This is a genomic window from Corynebacterium hiratae, assembly GCF_009708045.1.
GTDB lineage: Bacteria > Actinomycetota > Actinomycetes > Mycobacteriales > Mycobacteriaceae > Corynebacterium > Corynebacterium hiratae.
Genome location: NZ_VIOG01000001.1, coordinates 24,565 through 48,824 on the forward strand (window position 1 = coordinate 24,565; position 24,260 = coordinate 48,824).

At 62.2% G+C, this 24,260-nt stretch carries 17 protein-coding genes, 1 tRNA gene and 2 pseudogenes; 12 read left to right on the forward strand and 8 right to left on the reverse strand.

What is annotated here, in order from left to right; all coding sequences use genetic code 11:
* Positions 1–4: 4 nt before the first annotated feature.
* The 3 genes from hutI (at position 5) to FME68_RS00100 (ending at position 4,869) form a co-directional block, all read left to right on the forward strand.
* Positions 5–1,183 (forward strand): imidazolonepropionase, encoded by a 1,179-nt coding sequence (gene hutI / locus FME68_RS00090; protein ID WP_158395272.1) that lies wholly within the window; start codon positions 5–7, stop codon positions 1,181–1,183.
* A 58-nt stretch (positions 1,184–1,241) separates the two neighbouring features.
* The gene (locus FME68_RS00095; protein WP_158395274.1) at positions 1,242–2,792 is read left to right on the forward strand and encodes an ATP-binding protein; all 1,551 of its coding nucleotides are present in this window, start codon (positions 1,242–1,244) and stop codon (positions 2,790–2,792) included.
* A 76-nt stretch (positions 2,793–2,868) separates the two neighbouring features.
* Positions 2,869–4,869: a DEAD/DEAH box helicase gene (locus tag FME68_RS00100; RefSeq protein WP_158395276.1), complete on the forward strand. Its 2,001-nt coding sequence runs from the start codon at positions 2,869–2,871 to the stop codon at positions 4,867–4,869.
* A gap of 104 nt (positions 4,870–4,973) precedes the next feature.
* Here the strand turns inward: FME68_RS00100 and FME68_RS00105 are convergent, their stop codons facing one another.
* Entirely contained in the window at positions 4,974–5,417 is a 444-nt protein-coding gene (locus tag FME68_RS00105; protein WP_046648900.1) for a hypothetical protein, read from the reverse strand.
* A gap of 47 nt (positions 5,418–5,464) precedes the next feature.
* Positions 5,465–6,007 carry an HNH endonuclease family protein gene (locus FME68_RS00110; protein ID WP_158395278.1) on the reverse strand — a complete coding sequence of 181 codons (543 nt, stop codon included), beginning with the start codon at positions 6,005–6,007 and terminating at the stop codon, positions 5,465–5,467.
* Between the two features lie 194 nt (positions 6,008–6,201).
* On the opposite strand from FME68_RS00110, the gene FME68_RS13120 reads away from it, so the two are divergent.
* Positions 6,202–7,542 carry a lipase family protein gene (locus tag FME68_RS13120; protein WP_328287652.1) on the forward strand — a complete coding sequence of 447 codons (1,341 nt, stop codon included), beginning with the start codon at positions 6,202–6,204 and terminating at the stop codon, positions 7,540–7,542.
* 109 nt (positions 7,543–7,651) lie between these two features.
* On the opposite strand, the pseudogene putP reads toward FME68_RS13120, so the two are convergent.
* Positions 7,652–9,213: pseudogene (putP, locus tag FME68_RS00120) on the reverse strand (sodium/proline symporter PutP).
* 243 nt (positions 9,214–9,456) lie between these two features.
* Between putP and FME68_RS00125 the strand changes: the two are divergent.
* The 8 genes and pseudogenes from FME68_RS00125 to FME68_RS00160 all read left to right on the forward strand — a co-directional run bounded on the left by FME68_RS00125 (position 9,457) and on the right by FME68_RS00160 (position 19,107).
* Positions 9,457–12,528, forward strand: a complete 3,072-nt coding sequence (locus FME68_RS00125; RefSeq protein ID WP_158395280.1) for a DEAD/DEAH box helicase — start codon at positions 9,457–9,459, stop codon at positions 12,526–12,528.
* Positions 12,529–13,362 (forward strand): SWIM zinc finger family protein, encoded by an 834-nt coding sequence (locus FME68_RS00130; protein ID WP_046648905.1) that lies wholly within the window; start codon positions 12,529–12,531, stop codon positions 13,360–13,362.
* Between the two features lie 64 nt (positions 13,363–13,426).
* Positions 13,427–14,551, forward strand: coding sequence for a metallophosphoesterase family protein (locus tag FME68_RS00135; protein WP_158395282.1), 1,125 nt, complete (start codon positions 13,427–13,429; stop codon positions 14,549–14,551).
* Between the two features lie 3 nt (positions 14,552–14,554).
* Positions 14,555–17,140, forward strand: a complete 2,586-nt coding sequence (locus FME68_RS00140; RefSeq protein ID WP_158395284.1) for an AAA family ATPase — start codon at positions 14,555–14,557, stop codon at positions 17,138–17,140.
* A gap of 24 nt (positions 17,141–17,164) precedes the next feature.
* Positions 17,165–17,673, forward strand: a pseudogene (locus FME68_RS00145) (MarR family winged helix-turn-helix transcriptional regulator).
* Positions 17,674–17,737: 64 nt separating this feature from the next.
* The gene (locus FME68_RS00150; RefSeq protein ID WP_102234392.1) at positions 17,738–18,031 is read left to right on the forward strand and encodes a molecular chaperone GrpE; all 294 of its coding nucleotides are present in this window, start codon (positions 17,738–17,740) and stop codon (positions 18,029–18,031) included.
* Between the two features lie 178 nt (positions 18,032–18,209).
* Positions 18,210–18,419 carry a hypothetical protein gene (locus FME68_RS00155; protein ID WP_158395286.1) on the forward strand — a complete coding sequence of 70 codons (210 nt, stop codon included), beginning with the start codon at positions 18,210–18,212 and terminating at the stop codon, positions 18,417–18,419.
* A 247-nt stretch (positions 18,420–18,666) separates the two neighbouring features.
* Positions 18,667–19,107 (forward strand): hypothetical protein, encoded by a 441-nt coding sequence (locus FME68_RS00160; RefSeq protein ID WP_158395288.1) that lies wholly within the window; start codon positions 18,667–18,669, stop codon positions 19,105–19,107.
* A 209-nt stretch (positions 19,108–19,316) separates the two neighbouring features.
* Here the strand turns inward: FME68_RS00160 and FME68_RS00165 are convergent.
* The 5 genes from FME68_RS00165 to FME68_RS00185 all read right to left on the reverse strand — a co-directional run bounded on the left by FME68_RS00165 (position 19,317) and on the right by FME68_RS00185 (position 24,146).
* Positions 19,317–19,390, reverse strand: a tRNA-Arg gene (locus FME68_RS00165).
* Between the two features lie 136 nt (positions 19,391–19,526).
* A complete protein-coding gene (locus tag FME68_RS00170) occupies positions 19,527–21,125 on the reverse strand; it encodes an alpha/beta fold hydrolase (protein WP_158395290.1) in 1,599 nt (532 codons plus the stop codon).
* A 104-nt stretch (positions 21,126–21,229) separates the two neighbouring features.
* Positions 21,230–21,859 (reverse strand): LutC/YkgG family protein, encoded by a 630-nt coding sequence (locus FME68_RS00175; protein ID WP_144013495.1) that lies wholly within the window; start codon positions 21,857–21,859, stop codon positions 21,230–21,232.
* The gene (locus FME68_RS00180; RefSeq protein ID WP_158395292.1) at positions 21,856–23,361 is read right to left on the reverse strand and encodes a LutB/LldF family L-lactate oxidation iron-sulfur protein; all 1,506 of its coding nucleotides are present in this window, start codon (positions 23,359–23,361) and stop codon (positions 21,856–21,858) included. The genes FME68_RS00175 and FME68_RS00180 overlap by 4 nt, the downstream gene beginning before the upstream one ends.
* Entirely contained in the window at positions 23,361–24,146 is a 786-nt protein-coding gene (locus tag FME68_RS00185) for a (Fe-S)-binding protein (protein WP_070754403.1), read from the reverse strand. Before FME68_RS00185 ends, FME68_RS00180 begins: the two co-directional genes overlap by 1 nt.
* Positions 24,147–24,260 lie beyond the last annotated feature (114 nt).

Here is a 24,260-nt window from a genome sequence, read left to right on the forward strand (position 1 = left end):
GATCATGTCCACCCTGTTTACTGGAATCTCAGAGCTGCGCACGGTGTCGGAGGCAGGCACGCTTGCCGACGCCTCCCTCATCGCCAACGCCGACGGCACCATCGCCTGGATCGGCCCAGCCTCCGAGGCCCCGGCCGCGGACGAGAAGGTCGACCTGGGCGGGCGCGCAGTTCTGCCGGGCTGGGTGGATTCCCATACCCACATGATCTTCGACGGCGACCGCTCCGCCGAGTTTGAGGCCCGCATGGCGGGCGAGTCCTACCAGGCCGGCGGCATCGCCGTGACGATGGACGCGACCCGCTCGGCGGGGGAGGAGCGCCTGGAAAAGCTCTTGGTGGAGCGCATCGCCGCTGCCCGCCGCGGCGGTACGACTACCTTGGAGACGAAGACCGGTTACGGTCTCAATACCGAATCCGAGGTGGAGGCCGCTCGCGTGGCGGCCCGCCACGTCGATGACGTGACCTTCCTCGGCGCGCACCTCGTGCCGCCGGGAGCAGGGGCCGAAACCTACCTCGACGAGGTTGTGGGCCCGATGCTCGACGGCGTGGCCGAGCACGTGCAGTGGATCGACGTCTTCTGCGAGCGTGGCGCCTTTAATGAGGAACAGTCGCGCCGCGTGCTCGAGGCCGGCAAGGCTCGCGGACTTGGCGTGCGCGTGCACGGCAACCAGCTCGGCGAGGGCCCTGGCGTAGCGCTCGCCGTGGAGCTGGGTGCTGCCTCGGTGGATCACGTCAACTACCTCAGCGATGTGGACGTTGAGGCGCTGGCCTCCTCCGAGACGGTGGCCACGCTGTTGCCGGCCTGCGACCTGTCCACGCGCGAGCCGCTGGCGCCGGGACGCAAGCTTATTGACGCCGGCGCGACCGTCGCCATCGCCTCCAACCTCAACCCGGGCACGTCCTATACGTCCTCGATGAACTTCTGCATCACGACGGCCGTGCTCCAGCAGCACCTCACCCTCGATGAGGCCATTGCCGCCGGCACGCTGGGCGGTGCCACCGCGCTGCGCCGCCAGAATGTTGGCGAGGGCAAGGATGCGAAGGGCCGCCCTGCCAAGGGCTCGCTGGTAGTCGGCGCTGCTGCGGACCTCCATGTCCTCGATGCCCCGAGCGCTATTCACCTGGCTTACCGCCCGGGCATGCCGATGACGTTCAAGACCTTCGTCGGCGGCCGCGAGGTCTAGAAAGCAAAGTCTCGCACTCTAGAGTGTAAAACTTTGCAGTCTGCGGTATTCTGCAGGCATGATGTGGACAGTAGAGCAGCTCGAGGACTACCTCGAGCACTGTCGCCTCTTGCAGTCGGATACGACGACCGTGGAGGTGAAATCGGGACGCGGCGGAATGCCGCAGTCCCTGGGGGCTACTCTGTGTGCCTTCGCCAACATGCCGCGTGGCGGCACCGTCATCATTGGAGTGGCGGAGCCCGGCTTTGCGGTGCACGGCGTGGACGATCCTGGCGCTATCGAAAGCGCCCTGGCGGATCAGGCACGCACCCTCGTGAAACCCGCGCCCTTCATTGAGACTCAGACCCTGTACGTCGAAGGGCGTGCTGTCGTGCTTGGCCACGTCGAAGGCGTGCTGCCACACCAGCGGCCGGCGCTCTATCGGGGGCGGCCCTACCTGCGCATGGCGGACGGTGACTATGTCATGAGCTCCAATGACCTTCGCATGATCGAGGTGGATAAGCTGCACGCGCGCGAGGTCATTGCCTATGACTCAGCTCCCGTTCTTGGGTCAAGCCTAGAAGTTTGTGATGATTCGGCGCTCAAGGAAGCAGTGGCGGAGCTGCGCAGAGCCACTCCTCGTTTGCGAGATGTGAGCGATGCCGAGTTACTGGAGCTATTCCGCGTGGTCGATGCCCAAGGACAGCTGAGTGTGGCCGGTTTGTACGCTCTGGGGCGCTTTCCGCAGGGATTCTTTCCCGACCTGCATATTTCTGCGGCTGTGCAATACCCGGCGGGGGAGGAAGGACCACGCACCCGGAACCTGGAAGAGTTTTATGGGCCCGTCCCGGATCTGGTGGATGCGGCCGTGGCGTGGGTGCGCCGGAATATCGATACCGACTTGGTCTATGGCACGGATGGACATCTGCGCGAGGTTCCCGAGCTTCCCCTCGAGGCGGTCCGCGAGGTCATAGCTAATGCCGTGGTCCACCGAGACCTCGGGCCGGAAAGCTTAGGTGCCGGGAAGTTCGTCACCATTCGGCTGACTCGCCAGGCACTGATCGTGACCAGCCCGGGTGGGCTACGCGGCATCTCCGTGGAAGAACTCAAGGGAAGGGTACTGTCACCCGTCGCTGTAAACCCGCGCCTGTATGCACTGAGCACGAAATTGCGTCTAGAGGATGGCGAGCGCGTCATCGAGGGCCAGGGCGGAGGAATGAGGGTCGTCTTTTCGTCCTTTCGCAAAGCCGGCTTGCGCCCGCCGACCCTCATCGACACTGGTGTTCGCTTCACCGTGATCCTCTGGAGAGCGGGGCGAGGCGATGACGAGCACGCCCCCGCGACTCGCAGCGCCTCTGCTTCCTTTGAGCCCGCGCTTGCCCCAGCACAGACAGCGAAGGAGGGCAGTGTGGTGGAAGACGGGCTCGTCGCCAAGCTCGGCGGAAACCCAGCCCTTGTGCTTAGCGCGCTGCGCCGGAACGGCGAGCTCTCGCTCGTGGACATCGTGAACAGCACGCAGCTCACCCGCGGCCAGGTGCGTTACGCGTTGGGCAAGCTCATCGAGTCCGGGCACGTCACGATGCGCGGCAAACACGGTGACCGCGCCACGCGTTACGCTGCGAAGGAGTAGCCCGAGGTGGAAAAGCTCGGGTAATTCAGCGGCGAAATAGCTAATTGGGTGCCGGTGCCGTACTCTGGTCTGAGCAATGAGCATTACCGATAACGCCACCGGCGGCGTAAACGAGCCGGAAGAATTCAATAAGTCGGAATCTCAGGAAAACTCGCAAGGTGGCGAAGCATTGGACGCTTCGCAGGTGTCGAACCAGGACACCGGGGCTGCGAATAACCCTGAGGACACCGGCGCTGAGGAAACTTCAGCCAACGACAACTCCCAGGGTTTTGCACACCTCGGCCTTCCCGATGACGTTCAGGAAGCCGTGTCCAAGGTGGGCTTTACCAAGCCATCCCCAATTCAGGAAGAAACCATCCCGTTCCTCATGGAGGGCCGCGACGTCGTCGGTCTGGCCCAGACGGGTACGGGTAAGACCGCGGCCTTCGCGCTGCCGGTTCTCTCCCAGATCGATACCGAGGCCCGCTACCCGCAGGCTTTGGTCCTGGCGCCCACGCGCGAGCTGGCCCTCCAGGTAGCGGACTCCTTCCAGTCCTTCGCCGACCACTTGGGTCGCATCGAAGTTCTGCCCATCTACGGTGGCCAGGCGTATGGCATCCAGCTCTCCGGGCTGCGCCGTGGCGCCCAGATCATCGTGGGCACCCCGGGCCGCGTCATCGACCACCTGGAGAAGGGCTCCCTGGACATCTCGCAGCTGCGCTTCCTCGTCCTCGATGAGGCGGACGAGATGCTCAACATGGGCTTCCAGGAAGATGTCGAGCGCATTCTTGAGGACACCCCGGAAGACAAGCAGGTCGCGCTCTTCTCGGCCACCATGCCGAACTCGATTCGCCGCCTGTCTAAGCAGTACCTCAACGATCCCGCTGAGGTCACTGTGAAGTCGGAGCGCCGTACGAATGACAACATCACGCAGCGCTTCCTGCTGACCCCGCACCGCCACAAGATGGATGCCTTCACTCGCATCCTCGAGGTCATTGACTACGACGCCATCATCGTCTTCTGCCGCACCAAGCACGCGACCGAAGACGTGGCCGATAGCCTCAAGGAGGCCGGCTACAACGCTGCCGCCATCAATGGCGATATTGCTCAGCAACAGCGTGAGCGCACCGTCGATCAGCTTAAGGATGGCCGTCTGGACATCCTGGTAGCTACCGACGTTGCCGCCCGCGGTCTCGACGTGGACCGCATTACCCACGTGGTCAACTACGACATCCCGAATGACACCGAGTCCTACGTGCACCGTATTGGCCGTACCGGCCGTGCTGGCCGCACTGGTGAGGCCATCCTGTTTGTCACCCCGCGTGAGCGTCGCATGCTGCGCTCCATCGAGCGCGTGACCAACGCCCGCTTGGAGGAGATGGATCTCCCGACCGCAGATGAGGTCAACGCTAAGCGCAAGGAGAAGTTCTTCGCCTCCATCGGCGCTTCGCAGGAGGACAAGCAGTTCGAATTCTTCCGCGACATGGTGCGCGAGTACTCCGCAGCGGAGAACGTGGCGATGGATGATATCGCCGCGGCCCTGGCCGTGCAGCTGCAGGGCGGGACGGACTTCCTGCTCAAGGAGCGCCCGGTGACCAAGAAGGACCGTCGCGAGCGCGACCGCTTCGAGCGCGATGGGCGCGGACGTGACCGTGACCGTGGTGGACGTGACCGCGGTGGCCGCGACCGTGACCGTGGCCCGCGCCGCCCGGATGGGGACTTTGAGACGTACCGGCTGGACGTCGGCAAGCGTCAGAACGTGCGCCCGGGTGCGATCGTGGGCGCGCTGGCCAACGAAGGTGGCCTGACTTCCAAGGACTTCGGCCGCATTACCATCGCGGTGGGCCACACCTTGGTGGACCTGCCGAAGAACCTGGACCCGGCAGTGCTGGAGCGTCTGAAGGACACCCGCATTTCCGGACAGCTCATCAAGATTCAGAAGGATACCGGCCGCCCGCCTCGCCGGAACTACGATGATGACCGTGGCCGCGGCGGCTACGGTGGACGCGGACGCGGTGAACGCGGCGGATACCGCGACCGTGACCGCGGTGGACGTGGCCGCGACCGTGGTGGGCGCCGCGGCGGTTGGCGCGACTAGGCTCCGCAAGGCGTCGCAGCGGCCTTAACGCTGCACGAGAAAACCTCCCAAACTCTCACTGAGAGCTTGGGAGGTTTTATCTGTTGAGGCCTAAACCGAAGAGTTTAGACGTACATCAGGATGGCGCAGACAACCCACAGCAGGTTGAAGATACCGGAGAACATCGCCAGCTGCTTCTTCAGCTTGGCCACATCGGCGCTGCCCGGGCTAGCAATCGCGGCCATGGCCTGGTTCTGCTTCGGGATAACCACGACGAGCAGAATGACCCAGGCGATGACGGAGAGCAGAAGCGCAATGTGGAACTGGACCTGAGACTTGTAGGCAGCCAGGTCAGTAAGGAAAACAGCCAGACCGATGACCGGAACGATGGCGGAAATGTAGCCATAGGTTGAGGTGATCTTGTTGAGGATGCCGGCGGCACCTGCGGCCGAAGCATCACCGGCGCCAGCCTTTGCCAGCTGGGCAGGGAAGGCGGAGGTGGAGATACACACGGTACCGACCAACAAGATGGCAGCGAAGGCGTGAAGGAAGATGAGCAAGCTTGTCATGGGGAGTGCGCTTTACCTTTCTATACGGGGCTTTTCCCAGCGAAAGTCTAACGGTGCTGGGAGATGAAATCGAATCGGCACTGGTGGCGCATGACCGCATAGTCGCGGGAGGGAAGCGGGAGTTGGTATTTGCGCGCCACCGCGGCAAGGCGCAGCGAGTAGTCGCAGCGGTCGGCGGGCGGGAGCCAGTCCGCCGGCAAGGAATCGGACTTGGTTTGGTTCAAATTGCGGGCAGTGGCAACAAGGTTGAGCGGATCGTTGGCGAAGGCCATTTTCTTATCGCGCGGCCACGTTGAGGCGCCAAGGTCCCAGGCTGCTGAGAGCGGAAAGACGTGGTCGACTTCGACGCGCTCCGCCGCAGGTGCGCGGGCATAAGGATCGAAGAGGGTGCCGTCGATGGTCTGCGCTGCTTTGACGTTATCGCGGGTGCCCGGCGCCCAGCCGCCGAAGTCATCGCGGTTGTAGCCAGGGGCCTCCACGCGCGCAGGCACGGTAGCCACACCCAGGTCCGGGCCGGGAAGGAGATGGTAGCCGCCGTAGGCCACCGTGGCTATGGAGAGGAAACCGATATAGGCCGCGCGCAGGTTCATGCACTTTTAGACTGCACGTGGCGTGGAGGGGTTCCTGAAGGGCTCGGAGGGGCGTCGCCAAGCACGCAATTAGGTGGGTTGTGATGTCAACAAAACTTGACAAAATAAGAATAGTTTTAATAATTAGCTTGGTAATAGATTAAGAATGTCAAAATTACTGATCCCGCTATCACTGCTAAAAGAAAGGAAACGCAGTGAAATCTCCGCTCCCCATTCTTGCTGCGACATGTCTCGTTGTTGCAGCAAGCCCTCTTGCCTTTGCGCAGGACGTCGCGCCGGAACTGCCGGAATCTGCACTCGCCGAGGAAGCCCTCAAAGACCCCATAGCAACGGAGAGCCCCAACGAATCCGGTGACATTAAGGATGCCGCCGAAGAGTTAAAGAATTACTCCACAGCACCAGCACCTGGTGGTAACAGTCCGGTCGGTGATGAATACTCGGCCTTCTACCACGATGCTGTAGATCTGGAGTCATCCACCCCCGGCCAGCTTTTCCGTTCCGCGCCTGTTCGCAACCCGGCGAATACCCTCGGAATTACAAATATCGGCCCCTACAAGGCCCAGCGCATCCTGTATTCCTCTACCAACCGCACGGGAGAGAAAACGGCAGTCAGCGGCATTGTTATTGAGCCCAAAGCAGCATGGACGAAGCCGGGACCACGCCCGGTTGTAGCATTCGCCCCTGGTACCCAGGGTGTGGCAGACCGCTGTGCGCCGTCGCGCAAGATTGCTGAAGGCGTGGGGGATTATGAGCAGTTCTTCTTCGAGCAATACTTGAAGAAGGGATATGCGGTGGTGGTGACAGACTATGAAGGTCTTGGTACCCCAGGAATGCACACTTACATGGACAGAGTCTCCCAGGGGCATGCGGTCTTGGATAGTGCGCGTGCGGCACAGCAGCTGAACGGCTGGGATATTAGTGGTGACAACCCCGTGTTCATTAACGGCTATTCGCAGGGAGGTGGGGCAGCGGCATCAGCAGCGGAGCTCTATGATGACTACGCGCCTGAGCTTAACGTCAAGCTAGCAACCATTGGTGCTGCACCCGCGGATCTGACGTTGCTGCCGCCGGCTCTCGACGGCACGCTGTACTTCCTTTTTGAGTCCTATGCGTTGTTGGGCTTGAGTAACTCCTATGGCGAAGACCTGTACGCTCATCTCAATGAGAAGGGGGCTGCAATTCTCAAGCGCGCCACCAACACCTGCACCCTGGGGCTGGCTGGCTTTTCAGGAACCACCATTGAACAGATCAGCAATGAGGGAAAGAGCGTTGACCAATTCGTTGCTACTGCGCCCTTTGACCGAATTCTGGCGGACCAGCACATTGGTTACGATGCGCCGTCGATTCCGGTGGTGGTTACGCACGGCCGCGGCGATGATGTGATTCCTTTCTCCACCGCTGAGCAGCTGGTTGAGCAGTGGACTTCGCGTGGTGCAAACGTGACCTTCATTCCGAATGATGCCCGCTCCCACGTGGCTGGTACCGTCCCGCATATTAAAGAATCCGTCAAGGCTATTGAGGCAGCGCTGTCTTAAAAGGAAGGTGTCTCGGTCGCCTCAGTTCACAAGACAAACCCCTCGCCGGAGCTTAGTGATGAACTAGCTCGACGAGGGGTTTAAAAGAAGGAGGGGGAGGGGCCGAAGGCTACTTCTGAACCTTCTCCGCGGCCTCCTCGAAGTCCAAGTCATCGTTTTCTTCAACGAGCTTGGCCAAGCGGGAAGCCTCCTCGAATTCCTGGATGACCTTCTCATCCGGAGCCTTGGTAGCAAGGGAAACACCGACGGATACGAGCAGAGCGGAGATGAAGCCCGGAACCAGCTCGTAAAGGGTATCGCCCAGCGGGCTCATGCCCCAGCCGATGGCTACGACGGCACCGGTGATCATGCCGGCGATGGCACCGGTGGAGTTGAGGCGCTTCCAGTACAGCGACAGCAGGACCAGCGGGCCGAAGGCGGAGCCGAAGCCGGCCCAGGCGAAGCCGACCAGACCCAGAATCGAATCCGACGGGTTGATTGCCAGCACAGCGGCGACGATGGCGATGGCCACGACGGCAGTACGGGACAGGTTGATCAGGACGTTCTGGCTTGGCTTCTTCTTAGCGAAGATGAGGTAGAGGTCCTCAATCAGGGAGGTGGAGACAACCAGCATCTGGGAGGACATCGTGGACATGATGGCTGCCAGAACGGCGGTCAGAACCAGACCAGCAAAGAGCGGGTGGAACATGACCTGAGCCATGTCTAGGAAGATGGTCTCGTAGTTCTCCTGGTCGGTGATGGAGTGGTTGGTCTCAGTGAAGAAGACCGTGCCGGAGAGCGCGACGAAGATGGCTCCGATCAGAGAGATGCCCATCCAGCTCACACCGTAGAAGCGGCCCGCGCGAGCGTCGGAAGGCTTGCGCAGCGCCATGAAGCGCACGATGATGTGCGGCTGGCCAAAGTAGCCCAGGCCCCAGGCCAGGTTACCGATGATGACAGCGGCGGAAACGCCGGAGAACAGGGAGAAGTAATTGGGGTTCTCAATCACGCACCGGTGGCGTAGGGGTTCTCAGCGGCGAAGCTGAAGATATCGCCCGGGTTGTCCAAGGAGAAGAGCACCATGATCGGCACGATGATGAGGGAGGCGAACATGAGCAGGCCCTGGACGGTATCGGTGTAGGACACCGCGAGGAAGCCACCGACGAAGGTGTAGAAGACCGTCACGGCAGCCACGACGAGCATGCCGACCATGTAGTCGCCGCCGAAGCTGGACTCGAAGTAACGGCCGCCGGCCACCATGCCGGAGGAGACATAGAAGGTGAAGAAGAAGATAATGATGGCCGCCGCGATAATGCGCAGCAGGCGCGACTTATCGTGCAGACGGTTTTCAAAGAAGGAGGGCACGGTAATGGAGTTGCCGGCAATTTCGGAGTAGGAGCGCAGACGCGGCGCGACCCACTTCCAGTTGGCCCAAGCACCGATGAGGAGGCCGATGGCCATCCACAGCTCGGACATACCGGTCAGGAACAAAGCGCCCGGCAGGCCCATGAGCAGCCAGCCGGACATATCGGAGGCGCCGGCGGATAGGGCGGCTACGAACGGGTGAAGGCCGCGGCCGGCGAGAACGTAGTCGTCATACTCATCCGTCTGCTTGTAGCTCCAGAAGCCGATGGCGGCCATGGCAAGCAGGTAGATGATCATCGCAACGACATACCAAGTGGAGTCTTGCACTGATCTCTCCTTGAGATTGAGATTTATAAATAGGACCTACTCACGCTAACGAGGCAATTCCTCTGACCCAACTGAGAATTGGCTGCGTGACCAGTATTTGGTTACCTTGGTCACAGCTTATTGTACGGTCTTACTGGTGTTACGTCGTTATGTAACGAGACTATAACGATTGTCTATTTAGGCAGGATTCGGGAACTTTCTGCGACCCCGTCCCCCAAAAGGTGTGCTGCTAAACTGGCCCCTATGGCTTCTTACCTGCTGCATGGCCTCTGGCTGCCCGTCTCCGGCCTGAGTCTATGGATCGAACAGGTCGAAGGGCACAAGATCATCATGCCCTCAGCAGTCCCAGAGGGAACCTTCCCGGATGTGGTGGACACCATCCTGAGCAAGAAGACCTTTCGCAACCGAGCACGTGTGTCCCTGCGCACACCGAAGGGCAAGGATGTCTCCCTCATGGTGCCCATGGCCATGTTCGCCCCGGATGAAGCAGTGGAGACGCTGGCCAAGCTGGAATACCTGGATACCGATAGCCAAGCGGCTACCCCGGAGCAGCGCGCGACCATCGCGCCAGATCTCCTGTGGCTCATCCGCGCCTACCGCGGCCTCTACCGTTTCGTCCGGGCCGGTCGCGTGACCATCCGCCTGTCCTATCAAGCCGGCGAGTGGTACCCCATGTGGCAGCTGGCCTCCGGCTTAGGCGAGCGCAGCTGGCTGGCAGAGATGCTGGCCTCCGCGCCCGGCATCCTCTCTATTAATAACCGGGCTCTTTCTGATGATTTGGCGGATGAGCTCACGCACTGGATTGCCTATACTCAGCTACGCCCGCAGATCGACGCTCCGCGTGCCGCGCCGTGGCACGACTTCGCCCAGGCGCTGTTGAGAACTTCGCCCGTGAAGAAGGGGCGCGCGCAGTTGCTGCGAGGGCTCAATGAATGGAAGGACTCCATTACCTCCGTTGATCTCCAGCTGGTGTTCCTCGTGGAGGAGCCACCAAATGAGAATGTCTCCGTCGAGGATGCAGCGTGGCCCATCCGCCTGCTGGTTCGTTCTGGGACTGATTCACCGATGCCGGTGCGGCAGGAGCAGTTGGATCGGGGGAGCGTCGAGAAGCTGCGCGAAGCCCGCCGCCATGCCTTCGACGTGGCACCGCGGCTGAAGTACAACTCCGCCCCGGCGAGCCGGAATGCCGGCGACTGGGATGTGTACCTGACCACGGAGCAGCTCGTGGATTTTGTTACCCACGATGCCGCCGCCCTGCGCAAAGCCGGTTTTACCGTGCTGCTGCCCAAGTCCTGGTCCCACATGGAGACCAAGGCCAAGCTGGAAACCACGGAGGTGCGCGATCCGGCTGATGCCGCCACCAAGGCGCACATCGGCATGGAGAAGCTGTTCAGCTATGACTGGAAGCTCTCGGTGGGGGATACGCAGCTTACCGACGCCGAAATGCACGAGCTCATCTCCTCCAAGTCTGGTCTCATTCGCCTGCGCGGCGAGTGGGTCATGGCGGATACCCGGGCCTTGAACAAGATCTCGCAGTACATGCGCGAGTTGGCCGATACCGCACGCAAGCGTGCGCTGAAAGAACTGGAGCAACTCGCCGCGACCGCGGAGATGGCCCGTCAGCTGGAACAACCCGGCTGGGAAGAGCTCGTGGCCGAGGTGGAGCGCCGCCGCAAGGAATTCAACGAGGGCGAGCAAGAAGAAGCCGTAACGCTGGCGGATCTGCGCGAGATGGCCTTGAAGTCGATGGCGGAGGACCCCGTTGCCTTCACCGGCTCCGAGTGGCACACGTCGCTGCTCGGCGGGCTGGATAGCACGGCACCCGACCGCGTGGAGATCCCCGATACGGTCCATGCCGAGCTGCGTGAGTACCAGCGACGGGGTGTGGACTGGCTGTATTGGATGTCCCGCAACAACATCGGCGCGGTGCTGGCAGATGACATGGGTTTGGGCAAGACCCTGCAGCTGCTTTCCCTGCTGGCGGTAGAAAAGAACGCCCATGAGTCAGCTGAGGAAGCGGAGGCGTGGAAGCCCACCCTGGTGGTTGCGCCGACCTCCGTGGTGGGCAACTGGGCTAGGGAGGCCACGCGCTTCGTGCCTGATTTCAAGGTCATGGTGCAACACGGCACCGGGCGCCTGAAGGGCGAGGAGCTGGTCACGGCGGCGCAGAACGCCGATATCGTCATCACTTCCTATGGCACGGTCAGCCGTGACTTCCTGACCTTGAGCAAGGTGGAGTGGGACCGCGTAGTCCTCGATGAAGCCCAAGCGATCAAGAACGCCTCCACGCGCTCCTCCAAGGCCGTGCGCGCCATCCCCTCGCGCCACCGCGTGGCGCTGACCGGCACGCCGATTGAGAACCGCCTGTCGGAGATGCGCTCCATCCTGGACTATTGCAACCCCGGGATCTTGGGCTCTGCTTCCTTCTTCCGCAACCACTTTGCCAAGGCCATCGAGCGCGAAGGCAGCGAAGTCATGGCGGAGCGCCTGCGCTTGCTCACCGGCCCGTTTATCCTGCGCCGGCTGAAGACGGACCCGAATATCATCGATGACCTGCCGGAGAAGTCCGAGCAGATCATCACCGTGCGCATGACCGATGAGCAGGCCGCCCTCTACAAGGCCCTGGTCAATGACGTGGAACAGGCCCTGGCGAAGAAGAAAGAGGGCATCTCGCGCCGCGGCCTCATCTTGGCATCGCTGACGCGCATCAAGCAGATTTGCAACCACCCGGCCCACTTCTTGGCTGATGGCAGCCCCGTGACCATCAAAGGCAAGCACCGCTCCGGCAAGGTGGAAGAACTCATGCGGATCATCGACCAGGCTATCGAATCCTCGGAGCGCGTGCTGGTCTTTACCCAGTACAAGGCCTTCGGTGACGTCCTCCAGCCCTACCTGTCTGAGCAGCTGGGCTGCGAGATTCCCTTCCTCCACGGCGGGGTCAGTAAGAACCGGCGCGACCAGATGGTGGAGGAATTCCAGGCCGATGATGGCGCACCCGTCATGCTGCTCTCGCTCAAGGCGGGCGGTACCGGGCTAAACCTCACGGCGGCGTCGATTGTCGTGCACATGGACCGCTGGTGGAACCCGGCGGTGGAAAACCAGGCCACGGACCGCGCCTTCCGCATCGGCCAGCAGCGCAACGTGCAGGTCTACAAGATGATTACCGCCGGTACCTTGGAGGAATCCATCCAGGACATCCTCGACGGCAAGACGCAGCTGGCCGGGGCCGTCGTCGGCGAAGGCGAGGGCTGGCTCACCGAACTGAGCCCCGAGCAGCTGGCGGATCTCATGAGCTATAGGGAGCAGGAGAAGTAAATGGCACCGAAGAGTCCTGAGGACAACAACGTCATCTACGCCAACTTCGGCACCCGCAAGCGCGTGAGCACGCCGGAGGAGGTCAACCGCGTCGACCGCGTGCGCACCATGCAGCCGGCGGCCACGCGCCTGCTCAACTTTGTCAACCAGCAAACGGATTCCGGCCGAATTCGCCGCGGGCGCCAGTACGCCACGGAGGGCCACGTCGTGGGCCTCGATGTGCGCAATGGCGCGGTGCACGGCAAAGTTGCTGGCTCCCAGAACGAACCTTTTGCGGTGCTCATCCAGGTGCCCTACCGCAATAACGAGGACATCGGGCGGCTGTCGGAGATGTTCGCGCGCACCCCCAACTCCGTGGCGAAGGCCAGAGAGGGCATGCTTGCCGACGCCTCCCTCGACATCCTCATCGCCGAGTACCCCGACGACCTCCGTTTCTCTTGCACCTGCCCCGATCCGGAGTATGTGTGCAAGCACGTCGTGGCGGTGGCGGACCGCCTCGCGGCCCGGATGGATGCCGATCCTTCCGTGATTTTTGCCCTGCGCGGCCTTGACTTCGCGCGGCTGGAGCAAGCGGTCATGGAACAGGCCAAGGCCGCCTCGGAGGATTCCTACTCCGCGAGCGGGGCGGCGGACATCTCTCAGGAGGAGCGCAATGCCTTGTTCTGGGAGGGGCGCGAGTTGCCGCCGTTGCCGGAGCCGAAGACAGCTCCTGCGGTGGATGATTCCGACCCGGAACTGTTGCGTAAGGCCATGCGCTCCGTCAGCCATACGAACATAGATTTGCTTCGGGCGGTCTCCGATGTCGAGGACCTTTACTATCATCTGACGCACTAGACATTGCCACCTTAAGGGGAGGGGCATACATGCCCAGCCCTGGACTACGTTGTAGGGAGTTTGCATGGCCGCGGTCACGTTCATCCACACCTCCGATTTTCAGCTGGGCATGACCCGCTGGTTTTTAAGTCCCGCGGCGCAATCGCGTTTTGATGATGACCGCGAGGCGGCGGTGTTGCGCCTGGGGGAGCTGGCCACCAAGACGGGTGCCGAGTTCATCGTCGTGGCCGGTGACGTGTTTGAACACAACTCCTTGAGCAAGTCCACGCTGCTGCGCGCAAAGGACATGTTCAAGCGCTTGCCGGTTCCGGTCTACCTGCTGCCCGGCAACCATGACCCTCTTGTGGCGGATTCCATCTTCTTCAACTCCTTTGCGGATAACGTGCACGTGATTGCGGATTCAGAGCCGATTGAGGTGCGCCCGGGTGTGGAAATCGTCGGTGCCCCTTACCTGTCCAAGCGGGCTAACTATGACCTCGTGCGCCGCGCGCTGGAGTCTTTAGAGCCTGCCGAGGAGGGTGCGGTTCGCATCGCGGTGGGCCACGGCCAGGTTGAATCCCGCGCGGGCGAGGGCGAGGACTCGGATGCGGATACGATCGACCTCGCCTTCGTAGAGGAGTGCCTGGATAAGGGTGTTATCGATTACTTGGCGCTGGGGGATACGCACTCCACCGAATCCCTCGGTTCTACCGGCAAGGTGTGGTTCTCCGGCAGCCCGGAGACCACGGCCTTCGACGATAGGGAGCGCGATTCGGGCAACGCCTTGGTGGTGACTGTTGAGGGGGAGCGGGTGGACGTCGCCAAGCACCGCGTTGGCCGTTGGGACTTCCGGGCGATTGATGCGGACATCGACTCCATGGAGGATGTCGAGGGCTTCCTGGAACAGCTGGACGCGGTGCCGGAGAAGATTCGCACCGCAGTCAAGTACAGCCTGCGCGGCACCGTGGGTTTGAGCGCGCAGGCCCGTCTGGAGCAGGGCTTGGCGGAGATGGAGGAGGTCTTTGCCTCCCTCAAGCCGCGCGAGAGAACCATGGACCTGCATCTGGCGCCCTCGGAGGAGGAGCTCAGTGAGCTGAACTTGAGTGGTTATGCCGCCAATGCGCTGGCGGAGCTGCTCGAGGACTTGGACAACCCCACCGCCCGCGACGCCGCCAACCTGCTGTTCCGCCTCAGCGCGAAGGGAGCCTAAACCATGATGCAGCTGCATTCTGTTGAACTGAACAATGTCCGGGGCGTGGAGCACCTAGAGGTCAAGGACCTTCCGGAGACCGGGGTGGTGGTCATCGGTGGGCCGAACGAGGCCGGAAAGTCCACGTTGGTGGAGGCCATTGATTTCGTACTCACGGAAAAGCACACGGCTAATTCCAAGCCGGTGAGGGCGCTGCAGCCTGCCGGCCGCGATGTGGGGCCTGAGGTCACGCTGGAGGCGACTGTGGGGCCTTACCGCTTCCGCATTCGCAAGCGGTGGGTGAAGAAACGTACCTCGGAGCTGCACGTTTTCTCCCCGCGCCCGGGCCAGTGGACCGGAGCCGAGGCGGATGGGGAGTTGGAGCGGATCCTCAGTGAGCACGTGGACCGCGCGCTTCTCGACGCCCTCTTCGTCCGCCAGGACGACAACCACCAAGGCATCGCCGCGGTGGGTATTCCTTCCCTGACCGCGGCGCTGGAGGAGGAGACCGGGGCGAGTGCTGCGGCGGAAGACTCCGAGCTGCTCACGCGCATCGAGGCGGAGTACAAGGAGTATTTCACCGCGAAGACAGACAAGCCGGCAGGAGACTATAAGACTGCCATTGCCACGCTGGCGGATGCTGAGGAGAAGCACGCTGCCGCCAAGGCCGCCCTGCGCGAGCTCGACGGCGTGGTGGAGCGCTATGAAGCCGCCGAGCTGAAGAAGGCCGAGGCTGAAGCCGCTCTGCCGTCGGCTGCGGAAGAATGCGAGCGCCGTGACGGTGAGCTAGTCGCTGCCCGAGCCGCACAGGAGAAGGTCACCGCGCAGGAGGCTGCGGTGACTCGGGCGGCGGAGGCCGTGACGCGCGCGGAGGAGGAAGCACAGCGCCGCAAAGCTGTGGTTGCTGAGCATGACGCAGCCGTTGATGCTGCTGAGCGTGCCGCCGCCGTGGTTATCGAAGCCCGCGAACGTGCTGAGGAAGAGGCCGCCGCCCGCACGAAACTAGAAAAAGAGCGCGCCGAGTTCCACAAGCGCTACGAGGCCGTGCGCGAGGAACGCCAGCGCGCCCGCCGCGCGCAGCAGCGCGCTGAACGTGAGGCTCTGGGCACCCGACTCGAAACACTGAGTAAGCTGGAAGAGACTTTGGCGGCCCGCCGCCGTGAGCTGGCGGCGACTCCCGACGTACCGAACCTTCAGGCCGTGGAGGACGCGGCTCGCGAGGTTACTGTCCAGGAGCGCCTGCGGGCGGCCGCGGCGTCCAAGCTCTACTTTTCCGGCAAGGGCGCCATTAGCGTCGATGGGGAAGAGCGCGCTCTGGAGAGCGGTAAGGAACTGGCAGTCGAACTGCGCGAGGGCACCACGCTGAATGTCGGTGACATCACCGCCCGCTACGCAGCCGGTGCGGGCGATAGCGGTGAGGAAAGCGTGGAGAAGGCCCGCGCTGAGCTCGCACGCCTGCTGGAGGATGCCGGGTGCGAGGATGTCGAGGCTGCCCGTGCCACCCACGAAAAGCACGCGGAGCTGGCCTCCGCCACGGATACTGCTGCCCGCGAGCTTCATGCTGCGCTGGGCGGGGAAGACCTCGGTGAGCTGCGTGCGCGCTTTGAGGCGGGCGCGGCCGATGCTGAGGACGCCGAGGAGGTCGGCGGGACTACTGAGGACGACGCGAAGCCGCGGGAGCTGACTGTGGTGGAGCGTGAGGAAGAGGAGTTGCGCAGGAAGCTGGATGAGCTTGATCGCGCCTTGGGTCCTTACCGCGAAAACAAGGCGGGCGCGGCACTGGAGGTGGCCATGGTCCGTGCGGAGGAGGCCACCGCGCAGCGCGATGCTAAAGCCGCGGCAGTGGAGTCGGCGCGTGCCCTGCTATCGGATGAAGGCGTGACCGCCGCTATCGAAGCAGCACGGACCGCGCACACTGCTGAGAAAAAAGCGCTGGAGGAGATGTCCGCCGTTGATGTCGACACCGCGGAGCAGTTGGCTCGGGGAGCACATACGCACGTTGATTCCCTGAAGGCAGCGGTCAATGCGGCGGTGGGGGATATGCGTGAGTTCCGCGGGCTTATCGATATGCACTCGGGCGCAGCCGAAAATGAGGAGAAAGCCGCTGCCGAACTCGACGTTGCTCGTGAGCGCCACGCTGCCATCGAGCGCCGCGCGGAGGCCGCGCGCTACCTGCGTTCGCTCATGCTGCGCCATCGCGATGCCGCCCGTCAGCGTTATGCCGCGCCTTTCGTCACTGCACTCAACGGCCTAGCCCGCACCGTGTTCGGCGGTGACGTGGACTTCGAGCTTTCCGAAGAACTCAAGGTGCAGGCGCGGAGCCGCAACGGCGAAACCGTGGCCTTCGACGCGCTCTCCGGCGGCGCGAAGGAGCAGTTGAGCATCTTGACGCGCTTTGCCATCGCCCAGCTGGTGTCCAGTGAACCGGTGCCCGTCGTGATCGATGACGCGCTGGGCTCCACCGACTCGCAGCGCCTCCAGCTCATGGCTGCGCTGTTTACAAAGGCAGGGAAGACAACACAGGTCATCGTGCTCACCTGTATGCCGCAGCGCTATTCCTGGGTGCCCGGGCGCATAGACCTTGACATGGAGAGGCTTAGGAATGCTTAAGAGCCGGAGTGTAGGGTAAGTGCCATGACAGCGGATATTCGATGGCTCACCGGCAGCGAGCAGGAGTTGTGGCGCCAGCTTTTGGCCAGCATTCGCAAGATTAATCGCGGCATGGAGGAAACCCTCTTGGCCTGCAGTGATATCTCGGCGGCCGAATACTCGGTGCTCGTTTCGCTTTCGGAGGCACCCGAGCACACCCTGCGCCTGCGCGAGCTGTGCACAGAATTGGAGTGGGACCGCTCCCGCGCTTCCCACCAGATCACCCGCATGGAAAAGCGCGGGCTCGTGCGCAAAGAAAAGTGCGCAGGCGATGCCCGCGGCGTGGAGGTCGTCATGACGCGGCCGGCCGTGAGCGACTTGAGGCGGCGGTGCCGGAGCATGTTGAGTCGGTGCGCCGCATGGTTTTTGACCATCTGGATCCCGCCGATGTTCCGGCGCTTCTGCGCTTTTGTGAAGGCGTGCTCTCGGAGAAAAACCTTCCGGGCTATGACGGCTTCGTGCCGGACGAGCGCCTGGGCACTCGTGACCACTAGCTGCGCCCACCGGGGTAGAGTAGGCCCCGTCCGTTTACGCACCAGGAGGTGACCTGTCCACATCATGATGGGACAAGAACTGTTCGAGCACCCAGAGCGCCAATACACCACGTACGGCATCACGCCGCTGAAGGAACTCAGCGTTCAGGTAGGCTCCGTCGAGGACTTGGAAGAGTTCAGCGAGGAGCAAACCGCCGCACTTGAGCACGCCCTCGAACAGCACCCGGACGGGGCTCTGACCTTCGATGATGCCTCCCAGTTGTGGATTATCGGCGCGGAGGATGACATCGAGCGCATGTTCCAGGACCGCGAGGATTTCGTCGAAGCGCTCAACAATAATGAGGACCCTGGGGTCTAGCCCACAGTCGGTGTCATACTAAAGGCGGATAGCGGCCGAAATATCTGCGTTTAACTACGGTCAGCTCTGCATAAACTGCTAAGATACTCTGTGTTAAAGGGCGAGCATCCCCAAGCATTAATGAGACGGTTTCGATGAAACTGCTCTGGCGCAGGGGAGCTAAGTGAAAGGACTAAACATGAGTGTCGAGCGTGATTTGGCTCAGGAGCAGCGCGAAGCAGCTGCACGTGACAATGCTGATGGCTGGGTTTCCGTCTTCGTTCAGTGGATTCCCTCCATGCTTCTCTCCGTGGTGATGCTGGGAGCTTTGATGTTCGGCATGTACTACGTCGAGCACGGCACCCTGGACATCACCCAGCCGATCGTCAACCAGTACATCACCCAGTAACTGGTTCGCTCCTCACGCTGCCGCCCAGCGGGGAGTAGCTTGACTTGAAGCCCCAGCAGTATTTCCTGCTGGGGCTTCAATTTTCTTACTCTCAACCCTTCATCCGTCACCCTTCGCGGTCACTGACTTCTCGCCCGCGCCCTTCGCGCTCACAGTAGGCTTTAGCTGGCTGCCGCACGCACTCTCGGTGAGCGCGAAGGGAGTATTTATCCGATAGAGGGTGTGTTCATCCGATAGTCTGAACTCCATGGACTCTCGCATCTACGTTCGCTATCTCAACGGACCGCTCTTGTGGTCCGGAATCGTCGTTGGCCTTGCCGTCGTGGCCGCGGTGGTTCCCACGATGATCGATTCCACGTGGGCGGCCATCCTTTTTGGCGCCTTGGTCATCGCTACAACCGTGGCCTACATTCTGATGCGGGTGAAGATCGTTGTGAGTGACGATGACGTTGCGGTTTCCATCCTGGGTATCTTCACGAAGAGAATTCCACTCAGCGATATCACTGGTGCCCGCGTCGGGCCTGAGACTGGGCTCAAGGAAGGCGCGGGCCCGCGTGTTGTCGACGGCGCTCCGGCCTACATCGTCTCTGGGCCGACTGTGCGCATTGAACAGGGCCGAAGCTCTCTCATCGCTTCGGCGAAGAATCCGGAAGAAGTGGTTGCGGATATTAAGGCGCGCTTGCGCTAGTTCCATATCCCCAGACCTGCAACCCGAAACCACCTGGTGGGTGGCTTGGTGCCGTCAAGCGCTGGGCGACGCCCACCTGCAGGTTGCGGGTTTCAGGTCTGGGGGAATGCAGAATGGCAGAGTGCGAAAGGCTTTCCCGCACTCGCGGCATCATTGAAAACACGGGCCGCGGTGCGGCCTGATGGGAGAGAGGTTTGGGCATGAAAAAGTGCCCCTGACAGGGATCGAACCTGCGACCTTCGGTACCGGAAACCGATGCTCTAATCCGCTGAGCTACAAGGGCATTGCTGGCGAAATGCCAACGATGCGATTCTAGCCTATAAAGACTGAAGCGCAGTAATTGGCCTCACGCCGATGGGGGTGTGGCGGGAGGGAGGGGCAACTAGGTAAGCCGCCCCTTCGTTACTCCGCAGCCTGTATTACTGGGCGGGCTGCTCCTGTGCCTGGGGCTGGTCAAAGAAGCCCGGCGCATCCGCGGTGTGGACCTCACCGGTGCGCAGGTAATCAACCACGATCTGGTCGACGGCCTTGTTGCCCATCGCGAAGTGGCCGTGACCCGGGCCGTGGACAGTCACCACGCGGGACTGCATCGGATCCGAGAGACCGCGGTAGAAAGCGTACGGGGTCTGCGGGTCACCGGTGGCCTGCAGCTGCAGCGGCTTGGTCTGCAGGTTCTGGCCGGAGACGGCAATCGGGGTGTTGACCGGTGCGCGGCCACCGCAACCCGCGCCGGAGGCGTACATCGAGTTGAACAGAGTGAAGGGGTCAATCGTGACGAAGTTCGACCAGAGGAACGCCGGAATGAGGGTGGGATCCGTCGGCGCGGTGTTCTCATTGCACATGATGATGTTCTGCATGCTCACGGCATTGAGAACGTCCTGCTGAGCCTGCTGCGGATCCTGCTGGGGCTGCTGTGCTGCCTGCTCCTCAAAGTTAATTGGCTCGATGCCGCCGATGTGCTTGGCCAGCGTGTCCCAGGCTTCCGGGCGGGGGAGCAGCTCACGGGTTGCGGACAGCGTCGGCGAGGAGGCTTGGACAGCTTGCGGGTTGCGTACCTTGCCGGCGAGGTGCTCCGCCTGCACGCGCAGCTCACCGGTAGCAGTCATGATGTTGGCACCTGGCTGGCCGGCGAATTCCAGCCCCGGCGGGAGGTCACCAATCTGGGCGTTTGGTGGAAGGACAGTCGGGCGCACGCCTGCCTCAGCGGCAACAATCTGGGACCAGCGCTCGTAGGCCTTCAGCGGGGTCTTTCCGGCGTGGTAGGTGGCGTCATTCTTGGCCACGTACGCGAAGAAGTCATGCAGCGCATTCTCGTAGCCTGCCTGCTGGGAAGCGAAGATCTGGTTCCACGCCATGTTCGGGTTCATGCCAGAGTCGAGCACGACCTTGTCGGTGTGCTGTGGGTAGAGCGTGGCGTAGGTGGAGCCCAGGAAGGTGCCGTAGGAGAGACCGGCGATGTTGATTTTCTCCTCGCCGAGTGCCTGGCGGACAACCTCCCAGTCCTTGGCGGTGTTTTCCGTCGTCAGGGAGTCGGTGTAGCCAGGGGTGTTCTTCTCGCAGTCATTGCGGGTAATCGCGCCGATCTGCGTCATCTCCGCAAGGGGATTGGCGCCCAGCTCACTGGCAGTGCAGTTCACTTCTCCGGATTCGCGCAGGCCACGCGGCTGCACACCGATGATGTCGTAGCTCTGTTTGACTTCCTCCGGCCACGCTGCGCTGCTCACCCAGCCATACGCGTCGCCGCCCGGGCCACCCGGGTTGGTAAACAGGGTGCCCTGACGGTTTCCGGTGGCCTTGAGGCGGATGAGACCGACGTCGATGGTGCCTTTCTCCGGGGCATCGTGATAGGTCGGAACGGTCACGTGACCGCACTCAGCGCGCTCTTCGGTGACCCCTTCCGGGCACGGCCCCCAGTTGATGGTGGGTTGGTCGGCGTGAGCAACAGCGGGCGCGGCAACCAGGCCGGCAGCAACAGCTACGGGCCCCAGCACCGAGCCTAAAACGCGAGAAAGACGCATAGAATAAGGCTCCTAAAATCGTTAATTAGTACGTGCCTTATCCTATGCGCCGGGGGTGATGTGAGCCGAGTGTTCGGAAGGGGCGGGTGCCCCCGAACGTCACATTACTTAACAATCACCACAATGAGATCGCGCGGGCCGTGGACACCCTCCACGCGGGAGAGCTCAATATCCGAGGTTGCGGACGGACCAGAGATCCACGTCGCCGGGCGCTCCGGGTTCATGCGGGAGACCATCTCCGGGACGCCGTAGACAATCTGGTCCTTACGCACGATGCACACGTGACGGTCCGGCACCAAGGTCAACGCGCGGCGCCCGCAGGTTTCATTGGATTCGAGCACGATGGTGCCGGTCTGCGCGGAGGTGACGTGGGATTCGGTCACCACGGCGTCGACAGCGTCGAGCTCGCGCGGGTCCTTGGCGTTGTCATCAGGGGTAGAGGTGCCCTCGAAGCCGTCGAGAAGCCCAGCGTCCATGCCGGGTGCGTAGACGACGTTCGAGCAGCCGCGCTCCTTGAGAATGCCCACGAGGGTGGAGCTCAGCCCGGACTCATCGGTGACGTGCACATCAGCCTTGTAGTCCTCGAGGCGGTCCACCAGCATCTCGCGCAGCTCATCTTCGTTGAGCGTGCCTTCCTTCTGGTACTCGCGCGGAATGTCTACGTGGTCCGGCAGGCCGGCCTGCTTCTGGGCGGCTGAAATGCGGTTGAGGATTTCCTCTTTGGCGGTGGTCACTTGATGCCCTCCTTCTTGGCTTGGGCGAGGAGTTCTTGAGCTTCGTCAGTGTTGAACCATTGGCGGAAGGACTTCTTCGGCGGCACTGCGGTATCGCGTACCTCGGACCAACCAGACATGAACAGCGGCAGCTTGTCGATGACCCCGTTGAAACCACCAAGGACACGGCCGAGCGCCACCATGTGGGTGATCTGGTTCCAGATCTTCGGGTTCTTCCACACCAGCTCCACGACCTGGAAGAGCTTCTCTTCGACCGGTGGGGTGGCGTGGGTGACCTTCTGGTAGCGGTTCTCCAAAATGACCTGGGAGAGAGGAATGCGCACCGGGCACACCTCGTCGCAGCGGCCACACAGGGAACAGGCATAGGGCAGGCTTGCCGACGGATCGTTGTGGTCCTTCATGCCAGTCAGCTGCGGCGTCAGGGAGATGCCAATCGGACCCGGGTAGACCGAGCCATAGGCGTGGCCGCCGGCGCGCTCGTAGACCGGGCAGACGTTCAGGCAAGCAGAGCAACGGATGCACTTGAGCGCCTCGTGGCCCTTAGGGGAGGACAGCGCAGCGGTGCGGCCGTTGTCCAGCAGCACGATGTGGAAGTTCTGCGGGCCGTCACCTTCAGTCACACCAGACCACATGGAGGTGTACGGGTTCATGCGCTCCGCAGTGGAGGAGCGCGGCAGCAGCTGCAGGAAGACCTCGAGGTCCTGGAAGGTCGGGACCAGCTTCTCAATGCCCATCACGGTAATGAGGGTCTCCGGCAGGGTCAGGCACATGCGGCCATTGCCCTCAGATTCTACGATGTTGATGGTGCCGGTTTCTGCGACACCGAAGTTAGCGCCGGAGATGGCGACCTTGGCCTTCATGAACTGCTCGCGCAGGAACTGACGGGATGCTTCAGCCAGTTCCGCCGGCTCGGCCTTGAGGGAGTCATCGGTATTCGGCATCTTGTTGACAAAGATGTCACGAATTTCCGCGCGGTTGCGGTGGATAGCCGGGACCAGAATGTGGGAAGGCTTGTCCTCACCCAGCTGGACGATGAGCTCCGCCAGGTCAGTTTCCTGGGCGTGGATGCCGGCCTCTTCCAGGTGCTCGTTGAGCGCGATTTCCTGGGTGGCCATGGACTTGATCTTGACCACCTCGGTCTCACCGGTCTCGCGGATAAGACCCTCGATGATCTCGTTGGCTTCCTTGGCGTCGCGTGCCCAGTGGACGATGCCGCCGCGCTTGGTCACCTGCTCTTCGAACTGAACCAACAGTTCGCCCATGCGCACGGCAACGTCATCCTTGAGTGCGGAGCCGGCGTCGCGAAGCTGCTCCCAGTCCGGGGTTTCATCCACGGCGTGCTGGCGCTTGTTGCGAATGGTGGTGGTGGCGTGGTGCAGGTTGCGGCGCTGGGTGGCGTTGTTGAGGCCCACGTGAGCCAGCGGCACGAAGGCCTTCGAGCCGCGCAGGTTGCCGTAGCCTTCAGGAGCGCGCGGAGGAGTGGTGTCGAGGAAGGAAGTCATTAGAGCATCTTCTCCTTGGAGTAGGCCGCAGAGGTAGGAGTCCACGGGTGTTCCTTGGTGGAGGCGAGGATTTCCGCCAAGTGGATAGCGCGAACACCGGAGCGCTGGCGAGCCAGAGCACCGCCGATGTTCATCAGGCAGGAGGAGTCACCGCCGGTGACGTACTCGGCCTCAGTTTCGCGGATGTGGCGGGTCTTATCACCGACCATTGCCGCGGAAACCTCGGCGTTCTTGAGCGCGAAGGTGCCACCGAAACCACAGCATTCTTCTGCATTTGGCAGCGGGGCGAGGTCGATTCCCTCGACCTCCTTCAGCAGCTGGTAGGGGCGGTCACCCAACTTGAGGAAGCGCAGGCCGTGGCAGGAGGGGTGGTAGGTCACGCGGTGGGGGAAGAAGGCGCCGACGTTGGTGACCCCGGCGACGTCGACAAGAAACTCCGGAAGGTCCAGCGTCTTGCCGGCTGCCTTCTTGGCGCCGTCCACATCGGCGGCGGTACCGAAGCGATTGGCAATCATCTCGTGCTGCTCGCGTACGGCACCCACGCAGGAGCCGGAGGCGGAGACGACGTAGTCGATGGAGGGATCCGCGAAGGCGTCCGCATAGGTGCGGATCATGCCCAAGGTCTGCTCCTGGTAGCCGGTGTTGATGTGCATCTGGCCGCAGCAGGTCTGCTCCTCTGGGAAGACGACGTCATAGCCCAGGCGGGAGAGGATCAGGGCCGTGGCCTTGTGGGCATCGGGGAAAAGTGAGTCACCGATGCAGGTGGAAAACAATGCTATTCGCATTTGTGAGCGCTCCTTAATCTGCCTCCATGTGGCTTGTCCCGTGCTGTGCACAGCGGAGTTGTGCTCGGATGCGCGCTACCAGGACAGCCGCACTGGGCATTTTTCGAGTGTGTA

Coding starts and splice junctions, on each gene's coding strand:
- hutI (WP_158395272.1), top strand. CDS start 5: ATGTCCACCCTGTTTACTGGAATCTCAGAGCTGCGCACGGTGTCGGAG.
- FME68_RS00095 (WP_158395274.1), top strand. CDS start 1,242: ATGATGTGGACAGTAGAGCAGCTCGAGGACTACCTCGAGCACTGTCGC.
- FME68_RS00100 (WP_158395276.1), top strand. CDS start 2,869: ATGAGCATTACCGATAACGCCACCGGCGGCGTAAACGAGCCGGAAGAA.
- FME68_RS00105 (WP_046648900.1), bottom strand. CDS start 5,417: ATGACAAGCTTGCTCATCTTCCTTCACGCCTTCGCTGCCATCTTGTTG.
- FME68_RS00110 (WP_158395278.1), bottom strand. CDS start 6,007: ATGAACCTGCGCGCGGCCTATATCGGTTTCCTCTCCATAGCCACGGTG.
- FME68_RS00125 (WP_158395280.1), top strand. CDS start 9,457: ATGGCTTCTTACCTGCTGCATGGCCTCTGGCTGCCCGTCTCCGGCCTG.
- FME68_RS00130 (WP_046648905.1), top strand. CDS start 12,529: ATGGCACCGAAGAGTCCTGAGGACAACAACGTCATCTACGCCAACTTC.
- FME68_RS00135 (WP_158395282.1), top strand. CDS start 13,427: ATGGCCGCGGTCACGTTCATCCACACCTCCGATTTTCAGCTGGGCATG.
- FME68_RS00140 (WP_158395284.1), top strand. CDS start 14,555: ATGATGCAGCTGCATTCTGTTGAACTGAACAATGTCCGGGGCGTGGAG.
- FME68_RS00150 (WP_102234392.1), top strand. CDS start 17,738: ATGATGGGACAAGAACTGTTCGAGCACCCAGAGCGCCAATACACCACG.
- FME68_RS00155 (WP_158395286.1), top strand. CDS start 18,210: ATGAGTGTCGAGCGTGATTTGGCTCAGGAGCAGCGCGAAGCAGCTGCA.
- FME68_RS00160 (WP_158395288.1), top strand. CDS start 18,667: ATGGACTCTCGCATCTACGTTCGCTATCTCAACGGACCGCTCTTGTGG.
- FME68_RS00170 (WP_158395290.1), bottom strand. CDS start 21,125: ATGCGTCTTTCTCGCGTTTTAGGCTCGGTGCTGGGGCCCGTAGCTGTT.
- FME68_RS00180 (WP_158395292.1), bottom strand. CDS start 23,361: ATGACTTCCTTCCTCGACACCACTCCTCCGCGCGCTCCTGAAGGCTAC.
- FME68_RS00185 (WP_070754403.1), bottom strand. CDS start 24,146: ATGCGAATAGCATTGTTTTCCACCTGCATCGGTGACTCACTTTTCCCC.